This window comes from Methanosarcina sp. 2.H.A.1B.4 (assembly GCF_000979385.1).
Lineage (GTDB): Archaea > Halobacteriota > Methanosarcinia > Methanosarcinales > Methanosarcinaceae > Methanosarcina.
Map to the genome: position 1 here is coordinate 44,199 of NZ_JJOV01000008.1, position 24,691 is coordinate 68,889.

Consider the following 24,691-nt stretch of genomic DNA (forward strand, 5'->3'; position numbering starts at 1 on the left):
GAATATTTCCAATAGCTGGGTAATCTCTAAATAATGTATATCTCCCATAGTTTTTAGCGGTTTCCTGCAATTTAGTGTTTTCTTTATTTGAGGGGACACTTCCATAAAGTTCAACTCAAGATCCAGCGCTCAATTCAAGATCCAGCCCCACTTCTTTAAGTTAAATCTTCTCAAGCTCAACTTTATTTCTTGTCAGATTTGCCAGTTTTTCAATAAAATTCTCTTCAAAACTCTTTTTTACAAGGAAAATAAATTCTACGGCATCAGAATATTTTTCTTCCTCTACTTTTCCGTGTTCCTCAATGAGATTCTTAATCTTCTGAATCTCCGGGTATCCGAAACATATCCTGAACCTTACCTCTTCAAAGACCTCTACAGTACCTGCTTCTTCAATAGCTGAAATTGCAGTTTCCCTGTACGCCCTGGACAGCCCCCCAAAGCCCAGCTTTATTCCCCCAAAATACCGGGTAACAACCACAGCTGCATTATAGATCCCTTTTGATTCGAGGACCTTAAAAACGGGCTTCCCGGAGCTGCCCGCAGGTTCTCCGTCGTCATCGTATCTGAGGGCAAAGGAACTCCCTTCTTTTACAAAATAGGCTGAAACATTATGGTTTGCATCTTCATGCAGCTCTTTTATCTCTTTTACGAAAGCTTTTGCTTCGGTTTCATTTGTTACCTGTTTGGCATATCCTATAAATATGGATTTTTTGAATTCTCTTTGGGCTCTGCCAGAGCTTTTCAGGGTTTTATAATTATTCAGGGTCTTATCCTCGTCTTCTTTTTTAATTAGTTTTTAACTTGAGGCTTTAAAGTTTTGCAGCTGCGCGCCCAACGAACATTTTGATATCTTTAAATAATTTTCTGCTTCCCGGTGACTCACAGTTTTTCCGCTCAAGTGCCGATTTTTTTTCCACCATAGCTTACGCGCGGACTTTTGTTCTATATCATGTCTCTGGGATGGCTATCTAACTTAATCCATTACCACTAATTTTCTTCTATGTTTATTTGTTGGGGCACTTTGGAGCTCTTCGTTCTCTTATTTTTTTACCAAATCGAAAAGTTTTAATCTCATTGGTGGTTCATGCATAAATATCTCATATGAATGTCTCATGAATTTGTATGAGATAAGTGTAAAAGGAAGAGAACTAATTAGAGGTAAAATTAATGAAAAAAATGTTTAAGATCATTGCAATGCTCCTTGTTATTGCTACTGTTGTTTTTGCAGCCGGCTGTGCTGACAAGGCCGCTGAACCAGCAGAAGAAGGAGCTTCAGAAGAAGTGACCGATGAAACCGTAGTAGCAGAAGAAAATGCACCTGCAGGTGAATTAGAAGCTGATGTTGCAGCTGTTGACGCAAACGTCACTGATGATGCAAACGTCACTGATGACGCAAATGTCACTGACGATGCAAATGTCACTGATGATGCAAACGTCACTGACGACGCAAACGTCACTGACGATGCAAACGTCACTGACGAAAATGAATCAATTACTGAATAAGCAGTATAATTAATAAAATAACAATCCGCGTAGCCTTTTAAGGCTACACATTTCTTTTTTTAAACACTCGGGTATAATCAGTTTATAGCCGTGTAAAATTTCAATAAGGTATTTTTACAAAATTTCCTCCAATAGTTTCTCTTGCTTTTCTGTCCCAAATCCGGAAAGTAGGCTAAACAAAAAGTACTAGACATAATCTGGCAAAAATTGGAACTACATGGTAAATATTAAGCTCACTGAAATTTTCTGAAGATATCAGTTTTCCAGATAAAATATTACTAATAGGTTTCTGGGTAAAGCCACATTAACATCAACATTTTTTCTCATTCGAGCTCCGGCAAGAATTACAAATTTCTTTTATTTGCTTCCGGTGTACGCTCAAACTTTCTTCCTTCTCCTGAATTATACTGAACTTTCTACTCAAAATTGGGTGCATACAGAGTTTTTTCAGTTTACTCCATAAATAAATGAATACACATGTTCGTAAATTTATTGAATCTACCTGTCCCGTGAGAACTACAAAAGAGATGTCAGTTTTTTACCGGGTGCTGCATCCTGCCGCAATCTTCAGTGTTTAACTCAGTTTCATTAACTTTCAGGCTTTTCTATTATGTATATTGATTTTATCAGGGGAACTCCTCTTTTCGTGCAGATCCTGCTTTTTTACTACGGAATCCCTGGCCTTATTTTCGGGCTTACAGGAGAGCCTTTCATGATCGACCCGATTATCGCGGGTATTGCGGTATGCAGTATTAACAGCGGGGCTTACAATGCTGAGATTATACGAGCAGGCATCAAATCCGTTGACCGGGGTCAGATGGAAGCTGCTCGTTCCCTAGGCATGACTGAAAGGCAGGCTATGAGGGAAGTTATCGTGCCGCAGGCTGTAAGGCTCATTATCCCTCCTCTCGGAAACGAGTTTATAGCCCTTTTGAAAGATTCGTCCCTGCTTGCAATCATCAGTGTGCATGAGCTTTCCAAAAACGGGATGCTTTATGTCTCAAAGACCTTTGCTACTTTCCCGACATACATCTCAGTTGCCCTTGTGTACCTGGCCCTGACCATGGGAATTTCCCGCGTGCTTAATTACATTGAGAGGAGGCTTGGCGTAAGTGATAGAAGTGAATAACCCCCACAAAAATTTTGGAAGCCTGAAAGTCCTTAAAGGAATAACCGAAAAAGTTGAAGATAGCGAGGTGGTCTGCGTGATAGGTCCCTCAGGTTCCGGAAAAAGTACCTTCCTCCGCTGCCTGAACCTTCTTGAAACCCCTACCTCGGGAGATATCCGGATCGATGGGGAAAAGGTCACTGACCCTAAAGTGAATATCAACAAGATCCGCGAGGAAGTCGGAATGGTCTTCCAGCGCTTCAACCTCTTCCCCCACATGACCGCCCTTAAAAACGTAGCCATTGCCCCTATGAAGGTCCGCGGCCTTTCCGAAAAAGAAGCTTACGACCGCGCCCACGACCTACTAAAAAAAGTAGGGCTTGAAGACAAGGCCAATGTGTACCCCAGTTCCCTTTCCGGAGGGCAGCAGCAGAGGGTCGCAATCGCACGGGCCCTTGCTATGCACCCGAAGGTAATGCTCTTTGACGAGCCCACCTCCGCGCTTGATCCAGAGATGGTCGGAGAAGTCTTAAACGTCATGAAAGACCTTGCAAAAGAAGGCATGACAATGGTTGTTGTGACCCACGAAATGGGCTTTGCCAGAGAAGTCGGGGACCGCGTTCTCTTTATGGACGACGGCATCATAGTCGAAAAAGGCACACCCCATGAAATCTTCTACAATGCTCAGAATGAGAGGACAAAGTCATTTTTGAGTAAGATTCTGTAATAAGATTCTGTAATAAGATTCTGTAATAAAATTCTATAATAAGATTCTGTATCTCATTATAAATTAATGATCTATCCATTGTGATAAACAGAAACCTTACCTTTTTCATTCTGATTTTTTTGTTTCGAGCGGAATAAACTTTAGGCGCTACACCTATTTTATATTCCTTAACTTTCTCCCTTTTTACAACGGTTTTAATTTATACTCATTATTTTTATGGAATGATCTCCCTTATTTACCACTATTGTTACTGAGGCCAAAAAATGAAAGAAACCCTGAAAGCCTACATCGACCTCACTCGTGCTCACTTCCTTCCCGCCTGGCCCCTTATTTTTTGCTCGGGCCTTGTGCTCGCCTTTGAAAATTACGGCGGTTTTTCCTGGCCACTAATTATCAAGGCTGCCCTGATAGGCTTGCTGGGGTTCGAAGCCGGCTTCGTGCTCAACGATTACGTGGACAGAAAAAGAGACAGGCTTGATGTGGAGAATACCCTTACAAAGTACTGGAGACCCTTTAAAGAGAGACCCCTTCCCTCAGGGAAGATCACTTCAAAAAATGCCTTCTGGCTGTTTATCCTGCTTGCAGGTGTTACTTCAGCCCTGATCTTCACCCTTCCCTATCCGAATTCACTCTATGTCTTTGCGATCATGCTGTACTCTTACGGCATAGAAGCTTTTTATCAGGTGAAAAAAAGAGCCCAGAAACTCCCTATTGCCCAGCTTCTCGGAAGGACTGACTTCACCCTTTTTCCGGCAGCAGGTTATCTCTGCTACGGGCAGCCGGATATGACCATGCTGCTCTATATGGTTTTTTTCTATCCCTGGACGATGGCTCACCTGGGATTGAACGACTTTATCGACCTGGAAAATGACCGGGCAAGAGGCATGAATTCGATAGCCGTCCTTTATGGCGCAAAAGGGACTATGTATTGGGTTACAGGCTTTACGCTCCTGCATTTCTTTACAGCTATTTTCTTCCTCAGGGAGCTCGGGACTATTGCTCACTACGGCTTTTTTGCAGGCTTTGCACTCCTTGCAGGAGCAAACCTTTATCTATGGAAAGAAAAGAGCCCAGGTGCGGGTTTGAGGATACTGCCTGTTTACCACGGAACTCTTGTAATCTATGCAGTTTCGATCATCCTTGATTTCTTATATTAAATTTTGTGAAATCCGTCATGCCTTTTCCACGGCTTTTACTCTCTTTTTTAGCTTAATCTTGTTTTTCCTTCTGCAGAGCCTCAGGGTATGGCAGCGCAGACTCCCTCCTCCCGCAAGCAGGGCTTCAGGGTGGAAAGGAATTATCTCAACACCTTCTCCTGAAAGGCTTTTCCTTGTGTCCTGATCAAGTGCAATGTCATAGTGGAAGATGGTCCCGCTTTCAAGTGGGACAAAAGAACAGGCAAGGCGGCTTTGCTCGGAGTCTGAAACAGGTATGATCTCCATGTCTTTCTCCTGCATGAACTCTTTAAAATCTATTCTTTCTCTGGAGTCTTTCGTAAACAGGCAGGTCTCTTCAAAGGCTGGAAGGTAAGCAAGGGCAAGGTCTTCTCTTATTCGATTGAAGACCGTATCAGGGTGCATGTAGCGCCTGGCTTTAGGAATGCGGGCGTAGATGACTTCATCAAACTCGCTCAGGATATTCAAAATAAATTCCCGGATAAAGGGATAGGTATGCCTTTCCGTATCAGCAACAAAAATCGTCTCTTTTGAGAGCAGGAGACAGCCTTCAAAAAATCCTTCTTCCCCGTTGAACTCGTTGAGTATGGGAATTCCCAGGTTGTTCAGAGCTTCCTTTACGACAACCTCTTCATTTTCCCTTGCAGGAGGACGCATTTTTGAAAGAATTGCGCCTTTTCTGGAAATTACCGCAGTGTCATGCAGGAAGGTAATATTTGGCATCCTGCTTATCATGTCTCTGTTTTCTGTCACATGGTCTGCAAGCTCATAGACCCTGACCCCATTTGATTCCAGCAGTTCCTGGTAACGCCTGTGTTCTTCAATATATCCGGAAACATCGGGGACCTCATCGTAAAGCCAGTGTTTATAGTTCGATTCGTTGACCAGCGCGAGTTCATCTCCCGGAGTATGCACAAGTACACTTTTCAGCTTCCCCAGTTCATCGCAGCCGTAAGCAATACTCGATCCGGTTTTTTTCACCCCATCCAATTTTTCTATCCGGCAACCCATGTCCAGAACCTCCATTCTAATTTATTGTCATTCTCAGATGCGTTTTTTTGCAAGGATCATCACATTTGTCCTGTCTTCACTCAGGAAAGCCTTGAGAACCTCAAATCCGCAGATGTTTAGAAAAGCGATAACCTGGTCATATGTATATTTATAGGTAAAGCCCATGCGGATGACATCTCCTTCTCTGAAGCCTATGGTCTCTGTTCCGATCCTTATCTCAGCGTCCTTCAGGATATTCAGGCTCTTCCAGGTCCTGTACAGTGCCCCTATTCTGGAATCCACATGTGCAAGCAAAAGCTCGAAGTCGAAATCCTCAGGAGCCATTCCGTACTGAAGCAGGGGGTACATATTGAAGAGCGCATTTTCTCTTGAGGCATATGTGCCCAGGATAGATTTCCTTGAAGACTGTGCCTCTTCACCCGAACCCTGTGAAGGAAGAAGATTGGCATCGAAGAAGAATAGGTCTCCCTGCTCAAGGTTTTCATCGATCAACTGAAGAATGAATTCAGGCTCATAATTGCAAAATGTGTTTCCCAGAATGCAGAACAGAACTGGGGGTCGCCAGTGTTTTTTAAGGAGAGGCATATCCTCGATAAAGCCGACTATCCCTTTCTTTTCTACAGGCAGGTCCTTTACCTTTTCAAGGGCTATATCTACAAACTGGCTGTTTATGTCGACAGGATAATAGTGTGTTGATACTTTTTCTGAGGCTGATTTTTCAGCCCGGTTTTTCTTTATTAGCTCTTCGAGAAGAATTCTTTCTTTTTCCCCGCTCCCTACTCCCACACTCACAAGGTTCATGCAGGCAGGAATGAATCGGACGATCGAAGCAACATTCTCCTCAAGCATTATCTTGAGTTGCCGGGCAACAGGAAACGTTTTGGATTCATCCAGCTTCAGCCAGTTATTTGCCCCTCCAGCGCCTGTATACAGAAGATAATCGGGCAGTTCGTAATTCTTCAGGCTCTCATACAGCTTCTCTTCGGGGCCTTTCTCGCTGATAGTTATGATCTTTTCTTCTTTCTCCGGAGCCTGCTCCAATCTCGCTTTTCCTGTGCTGTCCAACTTCTCACTTCTCCCAGGGTCATTTCATAATAGATATGCCCCGCACTTAATAAATTTATTTATTATTAATTGCCTGGACCGCTTTTTATTGTTTTATCATTCTTTGAAGCACTGCTTACATTCCATCTTCAGGGCTTCGAGTGGGTCGGCTCCGTTATTTATTCCGACGCTGTAGGCATACCCGCGGCAGCCTATGCATTCTTCGATGTGTTCGCAGTTCCCGCACCTGCCTTCGAGCACTTTGTCGATATTCCTGACATATGTGAAGAGGTCGGAGTCATAGATCTCCCTCAGGCTCATCCTGTTTATGTTATAGGGATATTCTCCGTTAACCCTTAGTGCGGGATGTTCGTCCAACTTTGTAGGCGCACAGGGCCTGACATTTCCTTCTATATTGATGTACAGGCTGTAAAGGTGCTGAAGGCAGCCGCTTGCAGTGATCGGGGTATAGGGCAGCCAGTCGTATCCGTAATATTTCCTGTCTATTTCCAGCAGTTTTAATTTGTATTTTTTTATCTCTTCGGCTGTAAGCAGCTTATCTTCAAGTTCGTCATTTGCCCTGCCTGTTGGAGTGAGAATCTCCATGTTAGGGAAGATATTGTTCTGTCTGCAGAAGTGCCAGATCTCCTCAATCTCTTCAAGGTTCATTTTATTGCTCACGAAAGAGATCCCCAGGCGGAGTTTCCCAGGCTCGGCAGGGTTTGAAAAACCTGCTTTTATCAGATTTTCAAGCCCTGTTTTTATATCCCCGAAAGCCCCTTCCCTGCCTGCCAGATAGTCTTGAATCTCAGGCCTGAGGGAATCGAGCTTTCCCATAACAGAGGCATTGTGTTCATACAGAAACCCTGCAAGTTCCTCTGTCATCAAAACAGTGTTCGAAAAAATCATGGGGACGATTCCAAGGGAATCAATGCAGGCAATCAATTCTCTGAAGTTCGGGTACAGGGTCGGCTCTCCTCCCCCTATCACAACCACAGACCTGATCCCGAGTTCTTTTGCCTCGGATATTATGCGTTTAAGGACATTAAAATCAGCTATTTTTACCGAATCCTCTCCACTCTGTGCATAGCAGTAGCGACAGCGGAGGTTACATGATGTGTTTGTTTCAAGTCGTATGGCTAAAAGCCTGTTTGAGTTCCTCGCTTCATAGGCTTCCTGTGCCCCGTACATGTATCCCCTCAGTACCGGAGGAGGTGAAAACAGGCTCAACGCATCGAAATTCTTTAACTCTTCCCCCAACATATTAAAAGGTATATATATCACCCTTTATCAAGTTACAAGAAACTAAGTGATATTTTCGAGATCTGATGGTTTATTTTGTTCTGATGTTTTTGATTTTCTATTTCTTATTTGTTTTAGTTTTGTTTCAATGTTTTTCCCCTTTTTCATTGAAATTGCCTATTTTTTCTACTGATTTTTTTCTAATATACTCTGTTCTCAAGTTTCTTATAGCTTTCAACCCAATCTTATTCCCAGATGTTTGAGGAAATCCGGGTTAAAAAAGCTTTGAATAATATAAAGGAAACTAGCAGGCTCAAATTACCTTTCGGCTGGGACCTGAATATTTACAGGGGGTGCGAACACGGCTGCAATTACTGTTATGCAATGTATTCTCACAACTATCTGGAAAAAGAGGAGAGTTATTCTTCTACAGGGAAGGAAAACTGTGCTTTTTTCCGGAGGATCTGCGTAAAGACCAACATTGCAGAAGCCCTTGAAAAACAGCTTGGAGCCCGGTCCTGGAAAAGAGATGTAATCAACATAGGTGGAGTGTGCGACAGCTACCAGCCCGCTGAGGCAAGGTACGGCTTGATGCGGAAAGTCCTGGCGCTGATGATCGAATACAAAAACCCTGTTATTATATCCACAAAATCCGATCTTATCCTGAGAGACTATGACCTGCTTGAAGAACTTTCTGAACTGACGTATGTAAACGTCGCAGTCACGGTCACTACAATGGATGATAAGCTAAGCTCTCTGCTGGAACCCCTGGCTTCTTCTCCGGAAAAGCGCTTCTCAGTCCTTCGGGCTTTTAAAGATACAGCCGCTGTTACCGGGCTTCATATGATGCCTGTTCTTCCTTTTCTTACGGACAGCCCTCAGAACCTTGAGCAAATTCTCTCTCTTGCAGCCGACTGTAAGGTAGATTATGCTCTTACGGGTATCCTTTACCTCAGGGGTGAAACCAGAAAGCATTTTTTCAATTTCCTTGCCTGCAATTTTCCTGAACTTTCTGCTCCTTACCGCCGTTTGTATGCAAAAGGAGTGGTTGACGGGGCCTATCAGGCTGAGCTTTACGGGGTGCTCAGGCCTCTCATGGAAAAATACCAGCTCTCAGGAGATTACATGAAACCAATGCGAGCAAAACTTTTACGCCCCAGACAGCTCAAGCTCACGGATTTTTCCAAAGATGATTTTTAAGCTTCATTTATTAAATTAGGGAATCCGAATACAGGAAAATGAAGCTCTTGATTTTTCCCATTCCATATTTCTGAGCCTGAAAAGATTAGGGGTGAGATATAAGAGCTGCATTCCTGAAATCATGTCCCTGTTGGAAGTTATATCCAAAAAAATCTTGAGTTTGAGTATTTATTTTTCATCTCCTGCGCAGCTGCAGGAAATGTTGCCTTTCAGGATCTCTTTCCAGTCGCCTATCACGTCGTGGGTCCAGCAGTCGTCGGCTCCTGCGGCTTCCCTCATGACCAGGGCAAAGATGTATGAGAGTTCCTTGACCGTAGCTCCTGCTTCGAGGGCACCCTTGAAGTGCTTCAGGACGCAGGGCTTTGACCTGCCTTTGATGGAGAGGGCAAAGCAGATGAACTGGTAGGTCTTTTCATCGATCATCCGTTTTTCGGCATAGAGCTGGTCAATTTCGTCCAGCTTCTGGGTGAATTCAGGGAAAAATTCTTCCAGCATTTTCATTTATACGGCTCCTTTTTTACCTGCAAACTTGCAGGTTCACACTGTTAAGACGGTACATATACTATGATATTTTTTTATATTTAAGTATTAGTTCAAAATTTTTTGAAATCATTCTCTCTTTAATCGTTCTTCTACTCAGTGAGGTTATCTGCAAGGTAGCCATTTACGCCTTGCTCAATAATGTCCGAAACTCCGTGTGGTTCATTGCTATAAAAGGGACCTTTTTTGAAATCGCTTCAAGAATTGGAATCCCGAACCCCTCGTCGCTGGACTGGTGAGCAGGTTGATAATGCAGAAGGGGAAAAGGTTCTGTACAGTGGTCTTGAAGTCCAGGCTTCAAATTGTACGGAATGCGGGTAATGTGAAGATAAGTGCCCACAGAAAACTCCTGTCGGAGAAATGTTAACAGAAGTTGTTAACTTATTCGGGAAATGATCTTATTTGGAAAAAAGGTTCCGAATTTCGTCTGTTTTATTGTTATATTTCTGAATCCTCATGTTTTACATGAGACAATTCCGATGACTAGTTACCAGCCCTCTTAAAAATCGGAATTGTATTAAAATCGGAATTGTATTAAAATCGGAATTGTATTAAAATCGGAAGTGTATTAGCTGTAGGTTTTACCTCAGAGCTTCTAGAACTATATTGATGATAAGGCGTTTTCATCAACAGCATCTTCCTTGGAGGGAGTATATTGCTTTTCGACAGCTCTTGAAGAAAACCACAGCGTATCTACCACATCTTAAAATTCACCCAATCGAAACGACAATAGAATAATATTTCTATCTGTCTAGTTTATATAATTCCTATTCATATATAACCAAAACGATGAAGATTTTTACTTTGCGATTAGAATATTCCAATGGCATTGGACATGACAACTCCCCTTGGAAACTATCCATTTTGTTATGAGTTTCGAATAGTATGGGATTTATCCTGAATTTATTGAGGATTTTCCAGCGAACTTATAACTTTTTGTTATAATATATTCTAAGTGAGACAAACCCATGAGCCAAGTTTCTGGTACCAGTTCTTCGTTGCTTGACGCAATTTTCCTTTCTGAAAAAAGAAAGAACCTTCTTCTGCTGTTAAAAGAGGAGGGTCCTAAAAGCAGTGACGAGATCAAAAATGTATTTGATTTTCCCTGGAAGTCAATGATTCCCCAGATCAAAAAACTGGTTGATTTGGGTCTGGTTATCCAGACAGATGGGGTATATTCTCTTTCTGAAATGGGGATAGTTATAGCCACAAATGCACAGTTTTTGCTAAACACCCTTAAGATATATGAGGAAAACAGGGATTTCTGGTCTGAACATGATTTGAGTTCAATTCCTTTTCATTTTCTCACAAGAATCGGAGAATTGGGGCAGTGTAAGGTCCTGAAACCCGATCTATCTCATATATTCAAAGTTCAGGAAGATATTGTAAAATGTATGCTGGCCTCTTCCCGCATTATGGTATTTGTTTCTGCCATTCATCCCGCTTATCATCTACTCTGTCTGGAATTAATTGAAATGGGTATTGATGTTACAATTATCCTTACGGAATCGGTTTTCGAGAGTATCCGGGACGAGTGCCTCTCTGAATCAGCCACACCTTTCAGTGACAGTTCGGTTCTTAACATGGCTCTTCCGGAATACAAGAAGAAGGTACAGCTTCTTTTGAACTGTGAAAATTCTCATTTTTTTGTATCTGAGGGCGAAGAAAAACCGATGATGTTGGTAGTAACCGATAAGGTCTTTGCGCTTTCTCTGCTTGATAAAAATGAACGAATTGACCGTCAATACATTGTAAGCTTTGAGCCCGGTGCTCTAAAATGGGGAGAAGAACTTTTTACATATTACAAAAAGAATTCCAGGCAGGTTTTTTCTCTCTGAGTTTTCTCGATTCGCTCTTTTTTAAGGCTGGGACGTCTTTGAAACTCTGTTTTTTGATTTTGTTCTCCTGCCTTTAAAGAAGGTATAGCAGAAAGTCCTTCCGTGTTCGGCAGTCTTATCGAGTTCTTCTACCCCTTTTCCCCGCCTGTCTTTCTTTGCCCTTATTTTCGCATTGTTACCCGGTACAGTTTTCTTGGGAGCTCGCCTTCTTCAAATTCTTCCAGCTCGAAGCTCCCGTAACCTTTTGCAAGGTGTTCAACCTTTTCTCTGCTGAAAAAGTGCACTATAAAGCCGCCTGCAATTTCGTACATGTCTTCTCCCCTGTGTTTTCCGGTCCCGTAATGGGCATCTCCGGTGTGCCTGGCTGTATAGATATTTATTCCACCTGGCTTGAGTACCCTTTTAATCTCCTTGCAGAGAAATTCCAGTTCCTCTGTGGTCAGGGCCATGCAGTAAAGCATATGAGAATAGCACGCATCAAAAGTCCCATCTTCAAAAGGAAGAGGATTTCTTACATCATGCCTGAGGGCTGTAACATATTCCCCTAATCCCGCTTCTTCAGCTTTTTCTTTTATCGCTTTTGGCCCGCTTTCAGTATAATCGAGCGAATGGACTGAAAAACCCCGGCTGGCAAAAAAGCAGGTATCTCTTCCCTGACCTCCTCCAAGTTCCAGGATTTTCTTTTTTCCTTCTTTTTCAAAAACATATGCCGCTTTTCTGGCAGGATAACTTGGCTTGTCCCCAAATCTCGAGCAGGTGTTTGAAAACACTTTCTCCCAGTGAGGCTGCTGCTCGTTAAGGATCTCTTTTTCCGTGCCGTATTCTATTTTTTCACTACCCGTGTCTTCCAGAGTCATCTCATGCACTTCCTTCTGGTTGAGCTCCCTTTGATCTTCATTATTACTATTTTATACGCGGACTTTTAATATAACTGTCTATTTTATTATCAAGTGGACAGAAAGCGAATCGGAAAGGGTTAATCATTCTAATAATCATTCTAATCAGAACGGCTTAAGGTATTCTCAACTAAAAAAGAGTGAATTGTTCTGAACTGAAAAAAGGATTCAGTTATAATGAACTAAATGATGGTTAAGTTATCCTGATAAAAAAGGTAAATCATTCAGGCTTTCGCGGATGTAAACCCATTCCTGATAAAAAAGGTAAATCATTCAGGCTTTCACGGACGTAAACCTATTTCTCACTACTTCAGAATAAAATGAAATGGAGGTTTACCCGAGAGAAAATCTCTCCCTCGAGCGACATTTTATATTGGATATTGAAACTGGTTTGGTTTTTGAGTTCTTTTTTAAAGGAGAAAACTTTCTCACTCTTCATCTATGGCACTGACATACCTGGGAAATAAGAGCATGTAATTTTCCTGGTAAAACTTTCCATCTTTGCTGATATTGAGATTCCACATTATCTCCGGTTCTCTAGTTATTCCTTTAGCTTGAATTATCTTATTCCTCCCTGGTTCACCTCTCGGTTTTAAGAGTTTGTTCTTTTTTCTCTCCTGATGGACATCTCCCGGGGCTGCACACTTCCCGGGATAAGCGCCAGCTGATTGAAGGTCTGTTTGCTTTGCAGGATAGAGAATTAATTTCTATCCACTTTATTTAAAACTCGAAAACTACGTAAGGGTACGGATTTGGGTAACAGGTCTTAGTTATGAAGATAATGAGCTCAAGCTATCTGGTTTTTATCTCTAATATCCTGATTTATCTCTAACGTCCTGATTTGTGAGTCCTATCCGGGCAAAGAAAAAATAAGGCTTTATATCCATTCATTTTTTGAGTCGGGAAGAACTAAATTTCTGTGTTTTCGGAACCAGACCCTCCAGGAAGTGGCTTTGCTTTCTTCCTCTCATGTACCCTTTATTTTTTCTTTCTCCAACAAAGGTTTCCATTTGGGCCGGCGTCCCAACTGGTGTTTCAACTGGTGTTTCTACAGGTGTAATGCAGAGCCTATTCAGGCTGTAAACACTACGTCCACTCTTTCCACATCCCACAAAGCTCCCAGTTTTTCCATTACATCCTCTTTTATTGCCGGAGCAAACTGGTGGTCCGCAGGCAGGTCAACAACCACCCTTACCACTCCATCTTCGACACTCGTTTTAAGGATTAGATTCGTGCGGATAATGTCAAGACCGGTTAGTGGATTCATAACGTGCTTGAGCCTCCGCCGGATAACATCTTCAGTTGTAGGCTCTTTCTCAGTAACAAGCCCATGCTTTTCCTCGTAGTCACGGATTGCAGCACGCAGGCCTTCAACTGCAAGCACGGAGCAGTGGGCTTTAATCGGAGGAAGCCCTCCCAGTTCTTCAGAAGCCTGTTTCCATGTTATTTTCTTTGCTTCATCCAGAGTTTTTCCCCGTGCAAGGTCTGTGATTACAGATCCTGTGGCAATATTTGAAGCACACCCGTAAGATTCGAATTTTACGTCTTCAATAACCTTTGTTTCGGGTTCCACTTTTATATATACGGCGACCATATCTCCACATGCCGGACTTCCTTCCAGGCCCTTTCCATCAGGATTCTCTATTTTCCCTACATTATGCGGGTTCCTGAAATGCTCCAGCACTTTTTCGCTATAAGGAAACTTTATAGTCTCACCTTTCCTTTCTACTTTCATCTTCCTCTCTCCCTTTTCTTTCCTTTTCTTTTCCTGCCTGTTCCTGCCTTTTTTACGTGTTCTCTTTTCTCCTTCTTTCAGCTCATTTTTTCGCAAGCGGACTTATTTCCCTGAGCCTTGCCACAATTTCACTCATGGCATCAATTGCCGAATCCGCATCCTCCATACGGTTGTAACGCCCAAAAGTAAAACGTACCGAGCCGTGAGCCCTCTCATGATCTCCACCAATTCCTCTTATCACGTGGCTGGCTTCAAGGGAACGGGAAAAACAGGCTGAACCCGTGCTAACTGCAAATCCTCTCATATCCATATGCAGAGTTACGGATTCGCCCTCCACATAGTGGAAAGTCAGGTTTGCATTCTGAGGCAGACGTTTTTTGCGGTTTCCGTTGAGGGTGACCTCCGAGATTTCGGAAAGGGCTCTTTCAATTACCCGATTCCTCATAGCTTCTAGCTGCCGGTTTTCTTCTTCAGTTACAAGTTCCACCGCTGTTGCAAAACCTACGGCTCCGGGAATATTCTCCACGCCTGCTCTCATGTTAAATTCCTGAAAGCCGCCGTCCATGAATTTAGTTATGGGCGTGTCTTTCCTGACATAGAGTGCCCCTATTCCTCTGGGTCCGTGAATTGTATGGGCGGACAACGTCACCAGGTCTACGGGCAATTCCTTCACATTGAGGGGAAGCCGGGTAAAGCTGTGGGTAGCATCGGTATGCAGGAGCACGTCTTTTTCTTCACATATCTCAGAAATAGCCTTAAGGTCCTGTGCAGTCCCTATTTCTTGATTGGCGTACTGGATCGAGACAAGGGCGGTTTCTTTTGTAATTGCTTTTTTGAGCCCTTCAAGGTCTGCAAACCCTTCGGCATCCACATCCAGAAAAGTTACCTCAAAGCCCTGCTTCTGGAGGGTTTTTGCCGTATTTAATACCGGAAAATCTTCTATCTTCGAGACGATAATATGCTTGCCTTTCTTTTCCCTAAGGGCCCATGTTGCTCCTTTAAGCGCCATGTTGCTTGATTCCGTATCCCCTGAAGTGAACACAATTTCTTCGGAATCCGCACCAAGCCTTGAAGCTATACCTTCCCTGGAATTTTCCAGCCCCTCCTTTGCATCGATGCCCATAGAATAGCCAAACTCGGACGTCGCTACCGCATAAGTATCAAAAAAGTAAGGCTTCATTGCTTCAAGCACCCTCTCATCCAGCCGGGTGCATGCAGCATTGTCAAGATAAATCATATTTTCAAATATCTCTTCCCCCTCCTCAGATTAAACTCAATTTATATTGAGATTTGCAACCTAAACGGACGTGATGAGGTCTAAGAATCGAAGCAAAACCCAAAAGATCCGGGCTAATACGATAATCCTAAATCCGGAAATCCTTTCAGGATCAGATAAAGAGAGTTATGTTTGCATTTCTTGCTTCCTGGATATATGTGCCAACAGCTCCCCATTCGTCCACCAATTCCGTTCGAAGCTCTTCTTTTGTTATGCCCATTATCTCCATGGTCATTTCACAGGCTATGATCTTTCCGCCAAGTTCCTTGAAATCATTCATCAGTCTTTCAAGGGAAGCTACATTGGCTTTGTCCATCCTCTTTTTGATCATCTGCCTGCCCATGCCCATCATATTCATTTTGGAAAGCGGCCCCTTTTCAAGTTCCCCTTTTTTAAGCCGCATGAGCCCCCAGAAAGTGAAGTATATGGAGGCTTCCATTCCCATTGCCAGGGCTCCGTTCCCTATTATGAGCGCACTGTAGACCTTGTCCATATCCCCGCTATGCAGGACAATAACTGCTTTTTCCCCCATTTCCACTCCTTTTCCGGGCTTACCTCCGGATCTTTATCTCCCACTCTTTTCCTCCCTCTTTGTCTTCGATCTCCAGCACCTTGAGTCCCATCGCCTCACATGCCATGGGAATCTCTTTTTTTGATGCCGGATGCGTACCCTTTACTATTACAAGGTCTCCTGGAGAGGCTCTTTTGAATGCTTTTCTGCACTCTACCAGCGGGACCGGGCAGGTCTGCCCTCTAACATCTACTTCCAGCTCTGCCACTGTTCTTACCCCCAAAGTAAGAGAAATGGAAGGTTTCTAAAGATAACTATGCCTTCTTCCCCTAAATTCACTATATTCCAAAAAATATATTATCGTTTCGTATTGAAAATATTATCCCGGAGCTGTCTCTTCTCTCTCTGGTTATTCACCTGCCTTTTGCCGGTGTCATTTTTTACTTAAAGTTTTTCTTTTTCCTCACAGGGCTTTTCTTATCTTTTCCGCAACTTCTTCCAGATTGGTAGTATCGGGTTCAGTCCATACAATTGATTTTATTCCTCGTCCTCCATCCCCTTTTTTTCTTGGAATAACGTGTACATGTACATGGGGAACTTCCTGTCCTGCTACTTCCCCGTTATTTATGCCGACGTTCGATCCTTCTGCTGAAAATGCTTTCTCAACTGCAGCCGTAACTTTTCTTGCAGCTTCAAAAAGCAGGGCAATGTCTTCTGCATTCATATCCGTAAAATTACTGAAATGTTTTTTAGGAGCAACGAGCGTATGCCCCTCGCTTGCCGGGTAAATGTCAAGAAATGCGTAAACGGCATCATCCTCATATATCCTGTTTGAAGGGATTTCCCCTGATATTATCTTGCAAAAAAGGCAGTTTTCTGTCATGCGGTATCCCATAAAGGTTTAGGAGGGTACACTTATATCAGGGTTCTGTTCTCAGAGTTCTGTTTCTTGAATAAGTTTTAATTACAATTCGGATCCCAACTCTCTTTTATATCTCTCGAAGTTGTCCTGAAATCCATTTTTTAGCCTCAAATCAGAATTCGGAAGATAAAATCAGTATGATCGGTTATATTGCAGGCGCTCTGACAACCATAGCTTTTGCCCCTTCGCTTATAAAAGCCCTGACAACGAAATCCACAACAGATATATCTCTTCTAATGCTGCTTTGTTCGACTTCTTGCATGGTTCTCTGGCTGTTCTACGGAATCCAGGTAGATGCTCCTGCAATAATTGCTGCAAACAGCGTTTCCGTTATACTGGCTGCCTCTCTTCGGGGACTCAAGCTTAATTATGAATATATAAATTTAGTTGACAATTTCGGCAAAAAAATCAGAGGGTCTAAAAATAAAAATGCCTTTCTCTGGAAGTGAAGTACAAGGGTTCAGCTATATATTTAATATGGGGGCCAACTATATCCTTAATAATTATCAAATCAAATTTATATTAATTTCCGGTTCGACTTGCTTTAACATGGGGGTCTAAACAATGGGTAGAACCATAAGTGGCGCATTAATAGGTATGGTCTGTACTATCATTTTTTATTTTATTCCGGTCGTAAACTCAGTAGCTCCTTTTCTGGGAGGCTTACTGGCGGGTTATTATGCAGACGGAGGCTTTGGAGGAGGGCTTAAGTCCGGATTCCTGATGACAGTTTTCATGATAATCCCTGGCTTTCTTCTTGGGGGAGTCCTTGTGACCGTTCTGCGGGATGCCCCTGTCCTTGGGGGGTTTGTAGTAGCCTCTACTTTCATAATTACAATAGTTATCATAGCTCATACCGCGATAACAGGCATTATTGGCTCTGTAATCGGGGCTCTTCTGGCTGAAAGAAAAATGGGCTGAAACTCACTGTTTAAGCATTAAAAAGCTGCATTTTTTGAATGGTAAAAATAGAGGTTGAAGAAAAGGAATCTTTTCAGATCTTTTTCTTCAGAACAAAGTACTCTGCAAGGATCATAAACAGAGGCAGGGAAATAGCAAGAAGTATTTTAGCCATTCCCATCGGCTTTTTTCCTGTGTCGCCTTCTCTTTCTGCACTGCTGTTCAGGATTGTCTTCCCATCGCCGTTCCAGCTTCTCAGAGTTTCCTGTATTCCATCTTCATCTCCTTCTACAGTCCCCTCTTCTCCCGTATATTCACTTATTGCAAAGGAAGAATAACCAGGCGTTTTTGCCCTGAAATAAACATAGTTTTTGTCTTCACCTGTCTTTTTGGTGCTTAGCGGTTGCCATTTACTATCGTACCATAGAAGGGTTATATTGGATTCATCAACACTGTTGTTTTTTATCCATTCCTTTTCAACTTTAAACCCTGTATAGCTGTTCTTAAGGGAAGCCGGAAGCCCTGCTCCTTTATTTCCCAACCAGATGTTTAATTGCCTGTATATCCTGCCAGGAGGCTGCTTCTTAACAAAAATGGATTTTCCCTTGAGCACCTCTACGGTTGCTGTCGTTTTCTTAAAAGTCTTCTGCGGGTCAAACTCGATATATGTGATACATGTGACGTTTTTCGGGAAATCATATTTGACATGGTAGCCACTCATAATGTTCCTTGTATCAAGCTCTTTGATCTCTACATTCTTAGCTGGCTCTTTGGAAACGCCACTTCCCATACTGCTGCTTTTCCTACTGGAACTGGAACCTGAACTGGAACCTAAACTGGAATCGGAGCTCCCTTCATTGCCGGGAGTAGTCTGTTTGGAGATACTTACAGTTTCAGTTCGTTCATTGTTCGTCTCGTCGTCCTCACGTATGACATTTCCGTCATCTGCTACCATTCTCACATTTACGTTTCCTTCTGCTTCAGGAACCCAGTGAAAAGTACCTTTTGTGGTTTCCCCGATGGCAATTTCTGGTATCGATACTTTACCGGTCTGAGTTACATTGTTCCCGTTGATATAATATTTTAGCTCGCTGCTTGCCGAGTCTCTGAGCCCATTGTTCTTTATTGATATTGTGAAAGTAATGTCATCCCCTATCCTGGGTGCTTCCGGGTTTAAAGAAAGAGACTCTACTATAAGGTCCGGAAGTATGGTTTTTACGTCTATAATTTTTGTGAATTGATTGTTATCTTCATTACTTTCATAAACGTCTGTACCAGAGTCAATAATTGCTCTTACTTCCATTTGTCCTTCTCTATCCGGGACCAGAGAGAATATGACATCTGCCCCTTCACCTTTTGAAAGAGCTGGAATCTGAATATCATCCTGTGTGGGGGCGATTCCGTTAATATAATATTTTGCCCGGACTTCCTCAGAGGGGAACGTACCCTGGTTCTTTACTTTCAGGGTGAGGTTCAGGGTCTTTCCGACTTCACCCTCCGCCGATTCAGGCACGATATCTTCAATTATCAGGTCCGGAATAAATTCTTCTGCTACTGTTACAGTGGCTGTTTTTTCATTGTTCTCTTCGTTGCTCTCAGCTATCAGGTAGCCCTCATCAACAACTGCTCTTATCTCTACAGATTCTTTTTCTTCTATCGGAATCCATGTATAGTAGGCATAGCTGCTTTCCTCCCTGGATAACCTGGGCACATCCCAGCTGACAGCACTTCCGTTAATGTAGAGTGTCAGCATCGTCTTTTCTGAAGCTGCGGTTCCCTGGTTCTTCACACTTATCAGCATATTCTGATGCTTTCCCGGTCTGGGATTTTCAGGGTAGTCAAAAGTGTCTATTATCAGGTCCGGGAGTCTATTCTTTTTGAAAGTTATATCTCCCGCTGTTCTGACGTTGTTATCCTCATTGATTTCTTCCACTGAATCTTTTTCATCTACCTTTGCACTTATCTCCACTGTACTTTCAGTTTCCGATATCCATGAAAACGATATTTGTTCACTGTTTACAGCTTCTATTTCAGGGACTGAGCTTTCTCCTATCTGGCTCCCGTTGCTATAAAATACCAGATTTGTTGCTCCTGAAGTTGCATTTCCCTGGTTTTTTACTGTTGCTGTGATGGTCACCTGTTCTCCAGTTTCTGGATTAACCGGGTTCCAGAAAAGATCCTCAATTACCAGGTCAGGCAGTAAAATAGTCATATTTCCGTCATCTTCGGAAGGTATGTCCTCAGCTGCAGCAACCGTAACAGGCATAATTCCGGGAATTAGTAGTGTTATTATCAATAAATAAATCAAATAATGAAAAAAACTTATTTTCATTTTTATTAGCCTCCGTCCCCACACATATGAATATAAATTTCTGGTACATCAGTAGCTTATTAACAAGTAGCTATATAATTCATCGAAATTGAGTTTCTTATTTTTATCTCGGAATAAATTTTCCGGTAAACTCCTGATCCAATATATTTATACCTTGAACGAGGGTTACTTCGTACAATACGTTACTTCTCCTGCTTCATATTTAAGGCTCGACACTTCCAATTCTCCAATCATTAAAAAAGTTTGACAGTTCGAATCTCAGCCTTCTTGAGGCTTTTCTCTTGGGTTCTTGCAGGTTCAAACCTAACATAATATAAATTTATCTATATCTGTTTATTTCATCCTACTAACTAAATCTCGGAAGATTTTTTCCTTTTGAATCTATTATAGCTGCTCATTAATGTATCAAAATTCCGTAGTAGATGCCCTTTTATTTCTCCTTTCTCTAGCTGTTCCAGCTCATGAGTTGTACTATCTAAAATCTGCGGGCGATAAAAGGAGGGGAAAAGTCTAAAGAATTGATGTATAAAATAGAAATGTAATAAAATGTAAAAAAATGTAAAAAAGAAATGTAATAAATAATATATTAAAAGTAAAATATAAGATATAAAAAAATAATCCAAAAAGATAACGTTTAAAAAGACTTAGACGATCAGGTATTTACTGTCCTTAATCTGAGCCCTACTGTCCACGCCGAGTATTTCGGCAATCTCAACGCCTTCGCTTCCTACATCGGAAAGACGGGTGTACATTTCAGCCTTTGAGATATACTTTTCAGTTCTTGTTCCGTCGGCTTCTTCCATTTTGATGGTAATTTCTTCTTTATTAAGCCCTTTTGTCAGACACTCATGGACGATCACGCCATACTGTTCGGCAATCACTTTCAGGCAGTCGAAAATCTGGTTTGTAGAGATGGCATCTTCTTCGTCAAGCAGGACTTTTGAAAGGGTATAGGTTCGGATATTTGTCCGGAGGTAATTCTGGATCTTCTCCGGAATTTTAGCAAGAATCTTCATATCTATAAGAGCACCAAGCTCTTTGTCGGCAGTAATCTCTCTATCATCTTCATATACAAAGTACTTGAGCCCACTGCCTTCTATCCTGAACTTCCGGTTTGCTTTTTTATTTTCAAGAACAAGACGGATATTTTTTTCGCTGTCATATTCAAGGGAACTCACTAGAAACTCGGAGAGGTCCTGCATTTTTATTTTCTCTTCTTTTCGCAGGATTCCTGTCCTTGTCCATCCTGGCAGGCTCAAGCTATCAATAAGCCTCTCTACTGTCAGAGGCTCTTCTGTAAACCAGAGTTTATAATAGTATTGCAGGCCTGAAACCGAACCTTCTATTTCACCTGAAACTCCGCTTATACTGCTGGAAAGCTCAAATCTCTTTTTGGCTCCATATATTCCTGAGATCAAAAAAGGATTGAGAACCTCAAGGACCTTGCTCTCAATTTTTTGACACTCCTGAGCGGTTCCATTTTCAATTTTTCTGGACTCGATTTCAAGAATTTCATGCTTTCGCCCGAAATTTTCACTGCAGGTGATCTGGATTGCGTCAGCACAGGGTACTAAATCCTCTGTACCGATCTCTTTTATTAATTTATTAACCAATGAGCTGAGTTTCTCCTCGAAGATATTCATTCCAGCAATTCTGTTGTTCAATTCATGGAGCGCTTCTTTATTTTTGCACTTAAGTTCTATTATGGAATTCTCCAGAGGGATTACTCGGGCAGTTATGTCTATGTATGATTTCAGATCTTCAATGAAATCCCTCTGTACAGGCAGTTCCGTAGAGTCCTGGTAAACATATTTCATAAAAAGCACCCTGGATATCTGAACTAACTCTCCAAATATTCTATGCCTTATAGCTATATAACATTTTATCCAGGATCTTCAGGCATTTTTATGTGACGTCCCACTCCCCATAAGAATGTGCCTTCACCCTGGATTTTTTCTAAAATTTTCTGGAAGGGTTTTACCCTTCCGGAATTCATAGAAGAACTTTTCGGACAGGGTCCAGAATCTCATTTATATATTTTGCAGCTGCATTTTTAAGGTCCATTGGGTGGACTTTTTCTTCTATAAAAGCACTTTCCATCTCAGCATAACTGTGATATGTGAGGTTTCCTCCGAATTTCTCAGGTCTTTCAATAACAACTGTCTCGTATCTTGGGATGATATGATAGCGGAAAAGAGCAAGAATCGGGTTTTCTTCTACGTCTCCTATCTTGCAGAAAGCTTTCTTAAACTTCTTGTAGATCTCTTCTTCCGTATCATCTACTGAAATAAAATTGTCCTTTGAAGAAGCCATCTTGGTTCCGTCAAGCCCAAGGAGAATAGGAGTGTGAATACAGATCGGTGTTTCAAATCCGAGGTTCTTTAAATTTTCGCGGGCAAGCATGTGGATTTTCCTCTGGTCAATCCCTCCGACCGCCACATCCACTCCGAGCATGGCAATGTCAATAGCCTGCATCAGGGGATATACCATCTGGGAAACTGTCGGGTCGTCCATTGCACGCCCTACTTCGTCCATGCTCCTCTTTGCCCTGTTGAGGGTGACTGTTCTTGATAGTTTGAGCACATTTAACATGTACTCGGCTCCCAGCTGGAAGTCTGACCCGTAAACGAAATCAGTTTGTACTTCATCAAGTCCGAGAGCGATAAAGCAGCGCCGGTTGTAGTCTGCAATCTTCTTGACCTCTTCCAGGGTGCCTTTCCTATTCAGATAAGCGTGTACATCTGCAAGCAGAACAGTAATCTTGAACCCCGCTTTTTGCAAATCTATTAACTTGTTTACGGTAAGGACATGCCCCATATGGATTTTTCCGCTCGGTTCGTATCCTACATAAGCGCGGGGAGCTTCTTTATTGTTAAGGAGTCCTTCCAGTTCTTCTTCGGTTACAATTTCCTGAACATTTCTTCTTATAAGCTCAAGTCTGTCCATTACATCTACATTCCTTTTCTTTTTTTATTCTGAAACACTTCAGTTTCTATTAATAAGTTTCTCTAAAAACGGTATCCCTTCTCCGGATTTGAATTTCGGGATTTCCCAGTTCTGAGTTATTTTTCTTCGCAGGGATTTTTCCTCTTTGCCAGATACCGGATTGAAACCATGGATTTCATATTCTTCGTTTGATATAATGATTCCTCTCCTCTGCCAGGCAGGAAGCGCCGCAAGATTGATGCCTCTCTCAAAAAGCATCTCATGAATTTCCCATTCTTTTTTTCCTTTCAGACACTTTGCGGCTTCATTCTTCTCCATACCTTCGTTCCTGAGGGCATAGTATCCCCAGGCTGCCACAAAGTTGCGCCAGGCTTCCAGCTGCCTCCAGTGAAAGTACTCAGGAATTTCTTCTTTTTGAAGAGCCACCAATCTGGAATCAAAAGCTATGGGTTCTTCAAGCTGCAGTTCTATCGTAAGGGCACTTCCCAAAAAGCTCGCCACAACAGAATCGATTTTTTCCACCCTGCCGTCAAAAGGTAGGTCTGTGAAAAGAAAACTGGCTTCATCTGAAAAAGTATAGGCAAAAAGAGGGCTTAAACCGCTTTTTTTGATGAAGAGTTCGGCAGTGTTCGCCATCGCTCTGGCGAAGGTTTTATCATAGGGTTTCTTAAAGCCCAGGCCTGAAAGTGTATTTTTGAAATTCCTGCCGTCAGCGCGCAAGACCACTGGCGGGATACAGCGCATTTCAGCATAGATTTCCCGGTTTTTCATATGACTTTTCGAAAGACCATTCAGTCTTCTTTCCTCTTTTTGTATCTCTGGATAACGTCTCTGATTATTATAATGTCTGCTGCTGTTATAACCCACCGGTAAGGAATAATAATACCTCTGCTGCTAAGATCAAAAAGTTCCCTGTTAATGTCCGAAACAGCAAGTCCTGTAACTTTCCGTTCCTCGACATCAATTACAAGGTCCTGCAACTTCCCTACATAAACACCGTTGTTTGTGTATATGCTTAGGCCAAAGAGTGATGTGAGTTCTTCGCGCATTATATCCCAGCTCTATTAATTAATTTAAGTTATCTATGCATCCTAAATTTATTTAAATATCTTCCTCTACCTTATATGAAAAACATACTTATATATCTTACAGTTTTACTGAGCTCTCTTCTCTATTTAAAATATAGTTCCAGATTCTACAGTTCTACTTAATCTTAATGTTTACGATTAACGAATTATCTATTGCCTTTTTCTGAGAAAAAGGATTTTTAATCTATTTTCTATAATAAATACTCCGCGTTTAAGTTAGTCATAGGTGGTGTTTTTCTCTATTGAATTCTTTTCTGAATTGTCCTGGCCAGGGGAATGGAAACTTTAAATTCATAGTGCTTTAGCAGGAAACCCGTTAAATCTTTAGATTTAGCGGGTAGTTGACTCACCTTCTCTTCTCCGAATTGACCAAGAAGGATTAACTTTGTTTTTGTATTTTTTAGAGACATTTAAAAACAGAAATAAACTGGTAAATAGGGCAGGCTTCTGAGATTTTTATAACCCGCCTAAAAAACCTGCCGAAAAAAATGTACTGATTTTTCCGTTAACCGAAACCTTTCTTTTGTTAAACCTTTCTTTTGTTAATACTTACCTTTCAGCTCTGATCTGTCTATGCCTCTTAAGGTTTTTTTGGTTTTTTTTATATTACGAAGCGTAAAACCCCTGAGTCTTTAGCTCAGGGGATATAAGCGTCAACCTAAACTGTTAACCGTTATTGATTCTGTCAATTGTTAAA

Annotated in this window: 24 protein-coding genes; 8 read left to right on the forward strand and 16 right to left on the reverse strand. The window is 42.0% G+C overall.

Features of this window, described 5'->3' with window-relative positions; all coding sequences use genetic code 11:
* Window positions 1-160: 160 nt before the first annotated feature.
* Window positions 161-790, reverse strand: a complete 630-nt coding sequence (locus EO92_RS01885) for a YigZ family protein (protein WP_369793105.1) — start codon at window positions 788-790, stop codon at window positions 161-163.
* Window positions 791-1,167: 377 nt separating this feature from the next.
* On the opposite strand from EO92_RS01885, the gene EO92_RS18190 reads away from it, so the two are divergent.
* The 4 genes from EO92_RS18190 to EO92_RS01905 all read left to right on the forward strand — a co-directional run bounded on the left by EO92_RS18190 (window position 1,168) and on the right by EO92_RS01905 (window position 4,495).
* Window positions 1,168-1,503, forward strand: coding sequence for a hypothetical protein (locus EO92_RS18190; RefSeq protein ID WP_048135860.1), 336 nt, complete (start codon window positions 1,168-1,170; stop codon window positions 1,501-1,503).
* Window positions 1,504-2,113: 610 nt separating this feature from the next.
* Window positions 2,114-2,632 (forward strand): amino acid ABC transporter permease, encoded by a 519-nt coding sequence (locus EO92_RS01895; protein ID WP_235283124.1) that lies wholly within the window; start codon window positions 2,114-2,116, stop codon window positions 2,630-2,632.
* On the forward strand, window positions 2,616-3,338 hold the full coding sequence (locus EO92_RS01900) for an amino acid ABC transporter ATP-binding protein (protein ID WP_048162624.1): 723 nt from the start codon (window positions 2,616-2,618) through the stop codon (window positions 3,336-3,338). The genes EO92_RS01895 and EO92_RS01900 overlap by 17 nt, the downstream gene beginning before the upstream one ends.
* Window positions 3,339-3,601: 263 nt before the next feature.
* Complete coding sequence (locus tag EO92_RS01905; RefSeq protein WP_048168898.1) at window positions 3,602-4,495, forward strand: prenyltransferase; 894 nt, start codon at window positions 3,602-3,604, stop codon at window positions 4,493-4,495.
* A gap of 15 nt (window positions 4,496-4,510) precedes the next feature.
* On the opposite strand, the gene EO92_RS01910 is transcribed toward EO92_RS01905, so the two are convergent.
* The 3 genes from EO92_RS01910 to EO92_RS01920 form a co-directional block, all read right to left on the reverse strand.
* A complete protein-coding gene (locus tag EO92_RS01910; RefSeq protein WP_048168899.1) occupies window positions 4,511-5,524 on the reverse strand; it encodes a dimethylarginine dimethylaminohydrolase family protein in 1,014 nt (337 codons plus the stop codon).
* Between the two features lie 33 nt (window positions 5,525-5,557).
* Window positions 5,558-6,589 (reverse strand): L-histidine N(alpha)-methyltransferase, encoded by a 1,032-nt coding sequence (locus EO92_RS01915; protein WP_048168900.1) that lies wholly within the window; start codon window positions 6,587-6,589, stop codon window positions 5,558-5,560.
* Window positions 6,590-6,685: 96 nt separating this feature from the next.
* Window positions 6,686-7,831, reverse strand: coding sequence for a radical SAM protein (locus EO92_RS01920; RefSeq protein ID WP_048168901.1), 1,146 nt, complete (start codon window positions 7,829-7,831; stop codon window positions 6,686-6,688).
* Between the two features lie 234 nt (window positions 7,832-8,065).
* Between EO92_RS01920 and EO92_RS01925 the strand changes: the two genes are divergently transcribed.
* Window positions 8,066-9,010: a radical SAM protein gene (locus tag EO92_RS01925; RefSeq protein WP_048168902.1), complete on the forward strand. Its 945-nt coding sequence runs from the start codon at window positions 8,066-8,068 to the stop codon at window positions 9,008-9,010.
* A 168-nt stretch (window positions 9,011-9,178) separates the two neighbouring features.
* Here EO92_RS01925 and EO92_RS01930 read toward each other — a convergent pair whose 3' ends face one another.
* Window positions 9,179-9,511 (reverse strand): carboxymuconolactone decarboxylase family protein, encoded by a 333-nt coding sequence (locus EO92_RS01930; protein WP_048143026.1) that lies wholly within the window; start codon window positions 9,509-9,511, stop codon window positions 9,179-9,181.
* A gap of 1,007 nt (window positions 9,512-10,518) precedes the next feature.
* Between EO92_RS01930 and EO92_RS01940 the strand changes: the two genes are divergently transcribed.
* Window positions 10,519-11,388, forward strand: coding sequence for a winged helix-turn-helix domain-containing protein (locus EO92_RS01940; RefSeq protein ID WP_048168904.1), 870 nt, complete (start codon window positions 10,519-10,521; stop codon window positions 11,386-11,388).
* Between the two features lie 161 nt (window positions 11,389-11,549).
* Here EO92_RS01940 and EO92_RS01945 read toward each other — a convergent pair whose 3' ends face one another.
* From EO92_RS01945 to EO92_RS01975, 6 genes are all read right to left on the reverse strand, one after another.
* Window positions 11,550-12,245, reverse strand: coding sequence for a class I SAM-dependent methyltransferase (locus tag EO92_RS01945; protein WP_048168905.1), 696 nt, complete (start codon window positions 12,243-12,245; stop codon window positions 11,550-11,552).
* Between the two features lie 1,111 nt (window positions 12,246-13,356).
* Window positions 13,357-14,019 (reverse strand): iron-sulfur cluster assembly scaffold protein, encoded by a 663-nt coding sequence (locus EO92_RS01955; protein ID WP_048136057.1) that lies wholly within the window; start codon window positions 14,017-14,019, stop codon window positions 13,357-13,359.
* Window positions 14,020-14,101: 82 nt separating this feature from the next.
* Window positions 14,102-15,256, reverse strand: a complete 1,155-nt coding sequence (locus EO92_RS01960; RefSeq protein WP_048135833.1) for a cysteine desulfurase family protein — start codon at window positions 15,254-15,256, stop codon at window positions 14,102-14,104.
* 151 nt (window positions 15,257-15,407) lie between these two features.
* Window positions 15,408-15,827, reverse strand: a complete 420-nt coding sequence (locus EO92_RS01965) for a DsrE/DsrF/DrsH-like family protein (protein WP_048168906.1) — start codon at window positions 15,825-15,827, stop codon at window positions 15,408-15,410.
* A gap of 19 nt (window positions 15,828-15,846) precedes the next feature.
* On the reverse strand, window positions 15,847-16,074 hold the full coding sequence (locus EO92_RS01970; protein WP_048135830.1) for a sulfurtransferase TusA family protein: 228 nt from the start codon (window positions 16,072-16,074) through the stop codon (window positions 15,847-15,849).
* A gap of 195 nt (window positions 16,075-16,269) precedes the next feature.
* Window positions 16,270-16,689, reverse strand: a complete 420-nt coding sequence (locus EO92_RS01975) for an HIT family protein (RefSeq protein ID WP_048135827.1) — start codon at window positions 16,687-16,689, stop codon at window positions 16,270-16,272.
* A gap of 176 nt (window positions 16,690-16,865) precedes the next feature.
* Between EO92_RS01975 and EO92_RS01980 the strand changes: the two genes are divergently transcribed.
* Window positions 16,866-17,177 carry a SemiSWEET family sugar transporter gene (locus tag EO92_RS01980; RefSeq protein ID WP_048168907.1) on the forward strand — a complete coding sequence of 104 codons (312 nt, stop codon included), beginning with the start codon at window positions 16,866-16,868 and terminating at the stop codon, window positions 17,175-17,177.
* A 115-nt stretch (window positions 17,178-17,292) separates the two neighbouring features.
* Window positions 17,293-17,649: a DUF5518 domain-containing protein gene (locus EO92_RS01985; protein WP_048168908.1), complete on the forward strand. Its 357-nt coding sequence runs from the start codon at window positions 17,293-17,295 to the stop codon at window positions 17,647-17,649.
* A 73-nt stretch (window positions 17,650-17,722) separates the two neighbouring features.
* Here EO92_RS01985 and EO92_RS01990 read toward each other — a convergent pair whose 3' ends face one another.
* From EO92_RS01990 to EO92_RS02010, 5 genes are all read right to left on the reverse strand, one after another.
* Entirely contained in the window at window positions 17,723-19,924 is a 2,202-nt protein-coding gene (locus tag EO92_RS01990; RefSeq protein ID WP_235283125.1) for a CARDB domain-containing protein, read from the reverse strand.
* Between the two features lie 680 nt (window positions 19,925-20,604).
* Window positions 20,605-21,777 (reverse strand): hypothetical protein, encoded by a 1,173-nt coding sequence (locus EO92_RS01995; RefSeq protein ID WP_048168910.1) that lies wholly within the window; start codon window positions 21,775-21,777, stop codon window positions 20,605-20,607.
* Window positions 21,778-21,952: 175 nt separating this feature from the next.
* Window positions 21,953-22,906: a tyrosine--tRNA ligase gene (locus EO92_RS02000; RefSeq protein WP_048168911.1), complete on the reverse strand. Its 954-nt coding sequence runs from the start codon at window positions 22,904-22,906 to the stop codon at window positions 21,953-21,955.
* A 39-nt stretch (window positions 22,907-22,945) separates the two neighbouring features.
* On the reverse strand, window positions 22,946-23,677 hold the full coding sequence (locus EO92_RS02005) for a tRNA(His) guanylyltransferase Thg1 family protein (protein WP_048168912.1): 732 nt from the start codon (window positions 23,675-23,677) through the stop codon (window positions 22,946-22,948).
* Window positions 23,678-23,697: 20 nt separating this feature from the next.
* Window positions 23,698-23,955, reverse strand: a complete 258-nt coding sequence (locus tag EO92_RS02010; RefSeq protein ID WP_048135815.1) for a PRC-barrel domain-containing protein — start codon at window positions 23,953-23,955, stop codon at window positions 23,698-23,700.
* Window positions 23,956-24,691 lie beyond the last annotated feature (736 nt).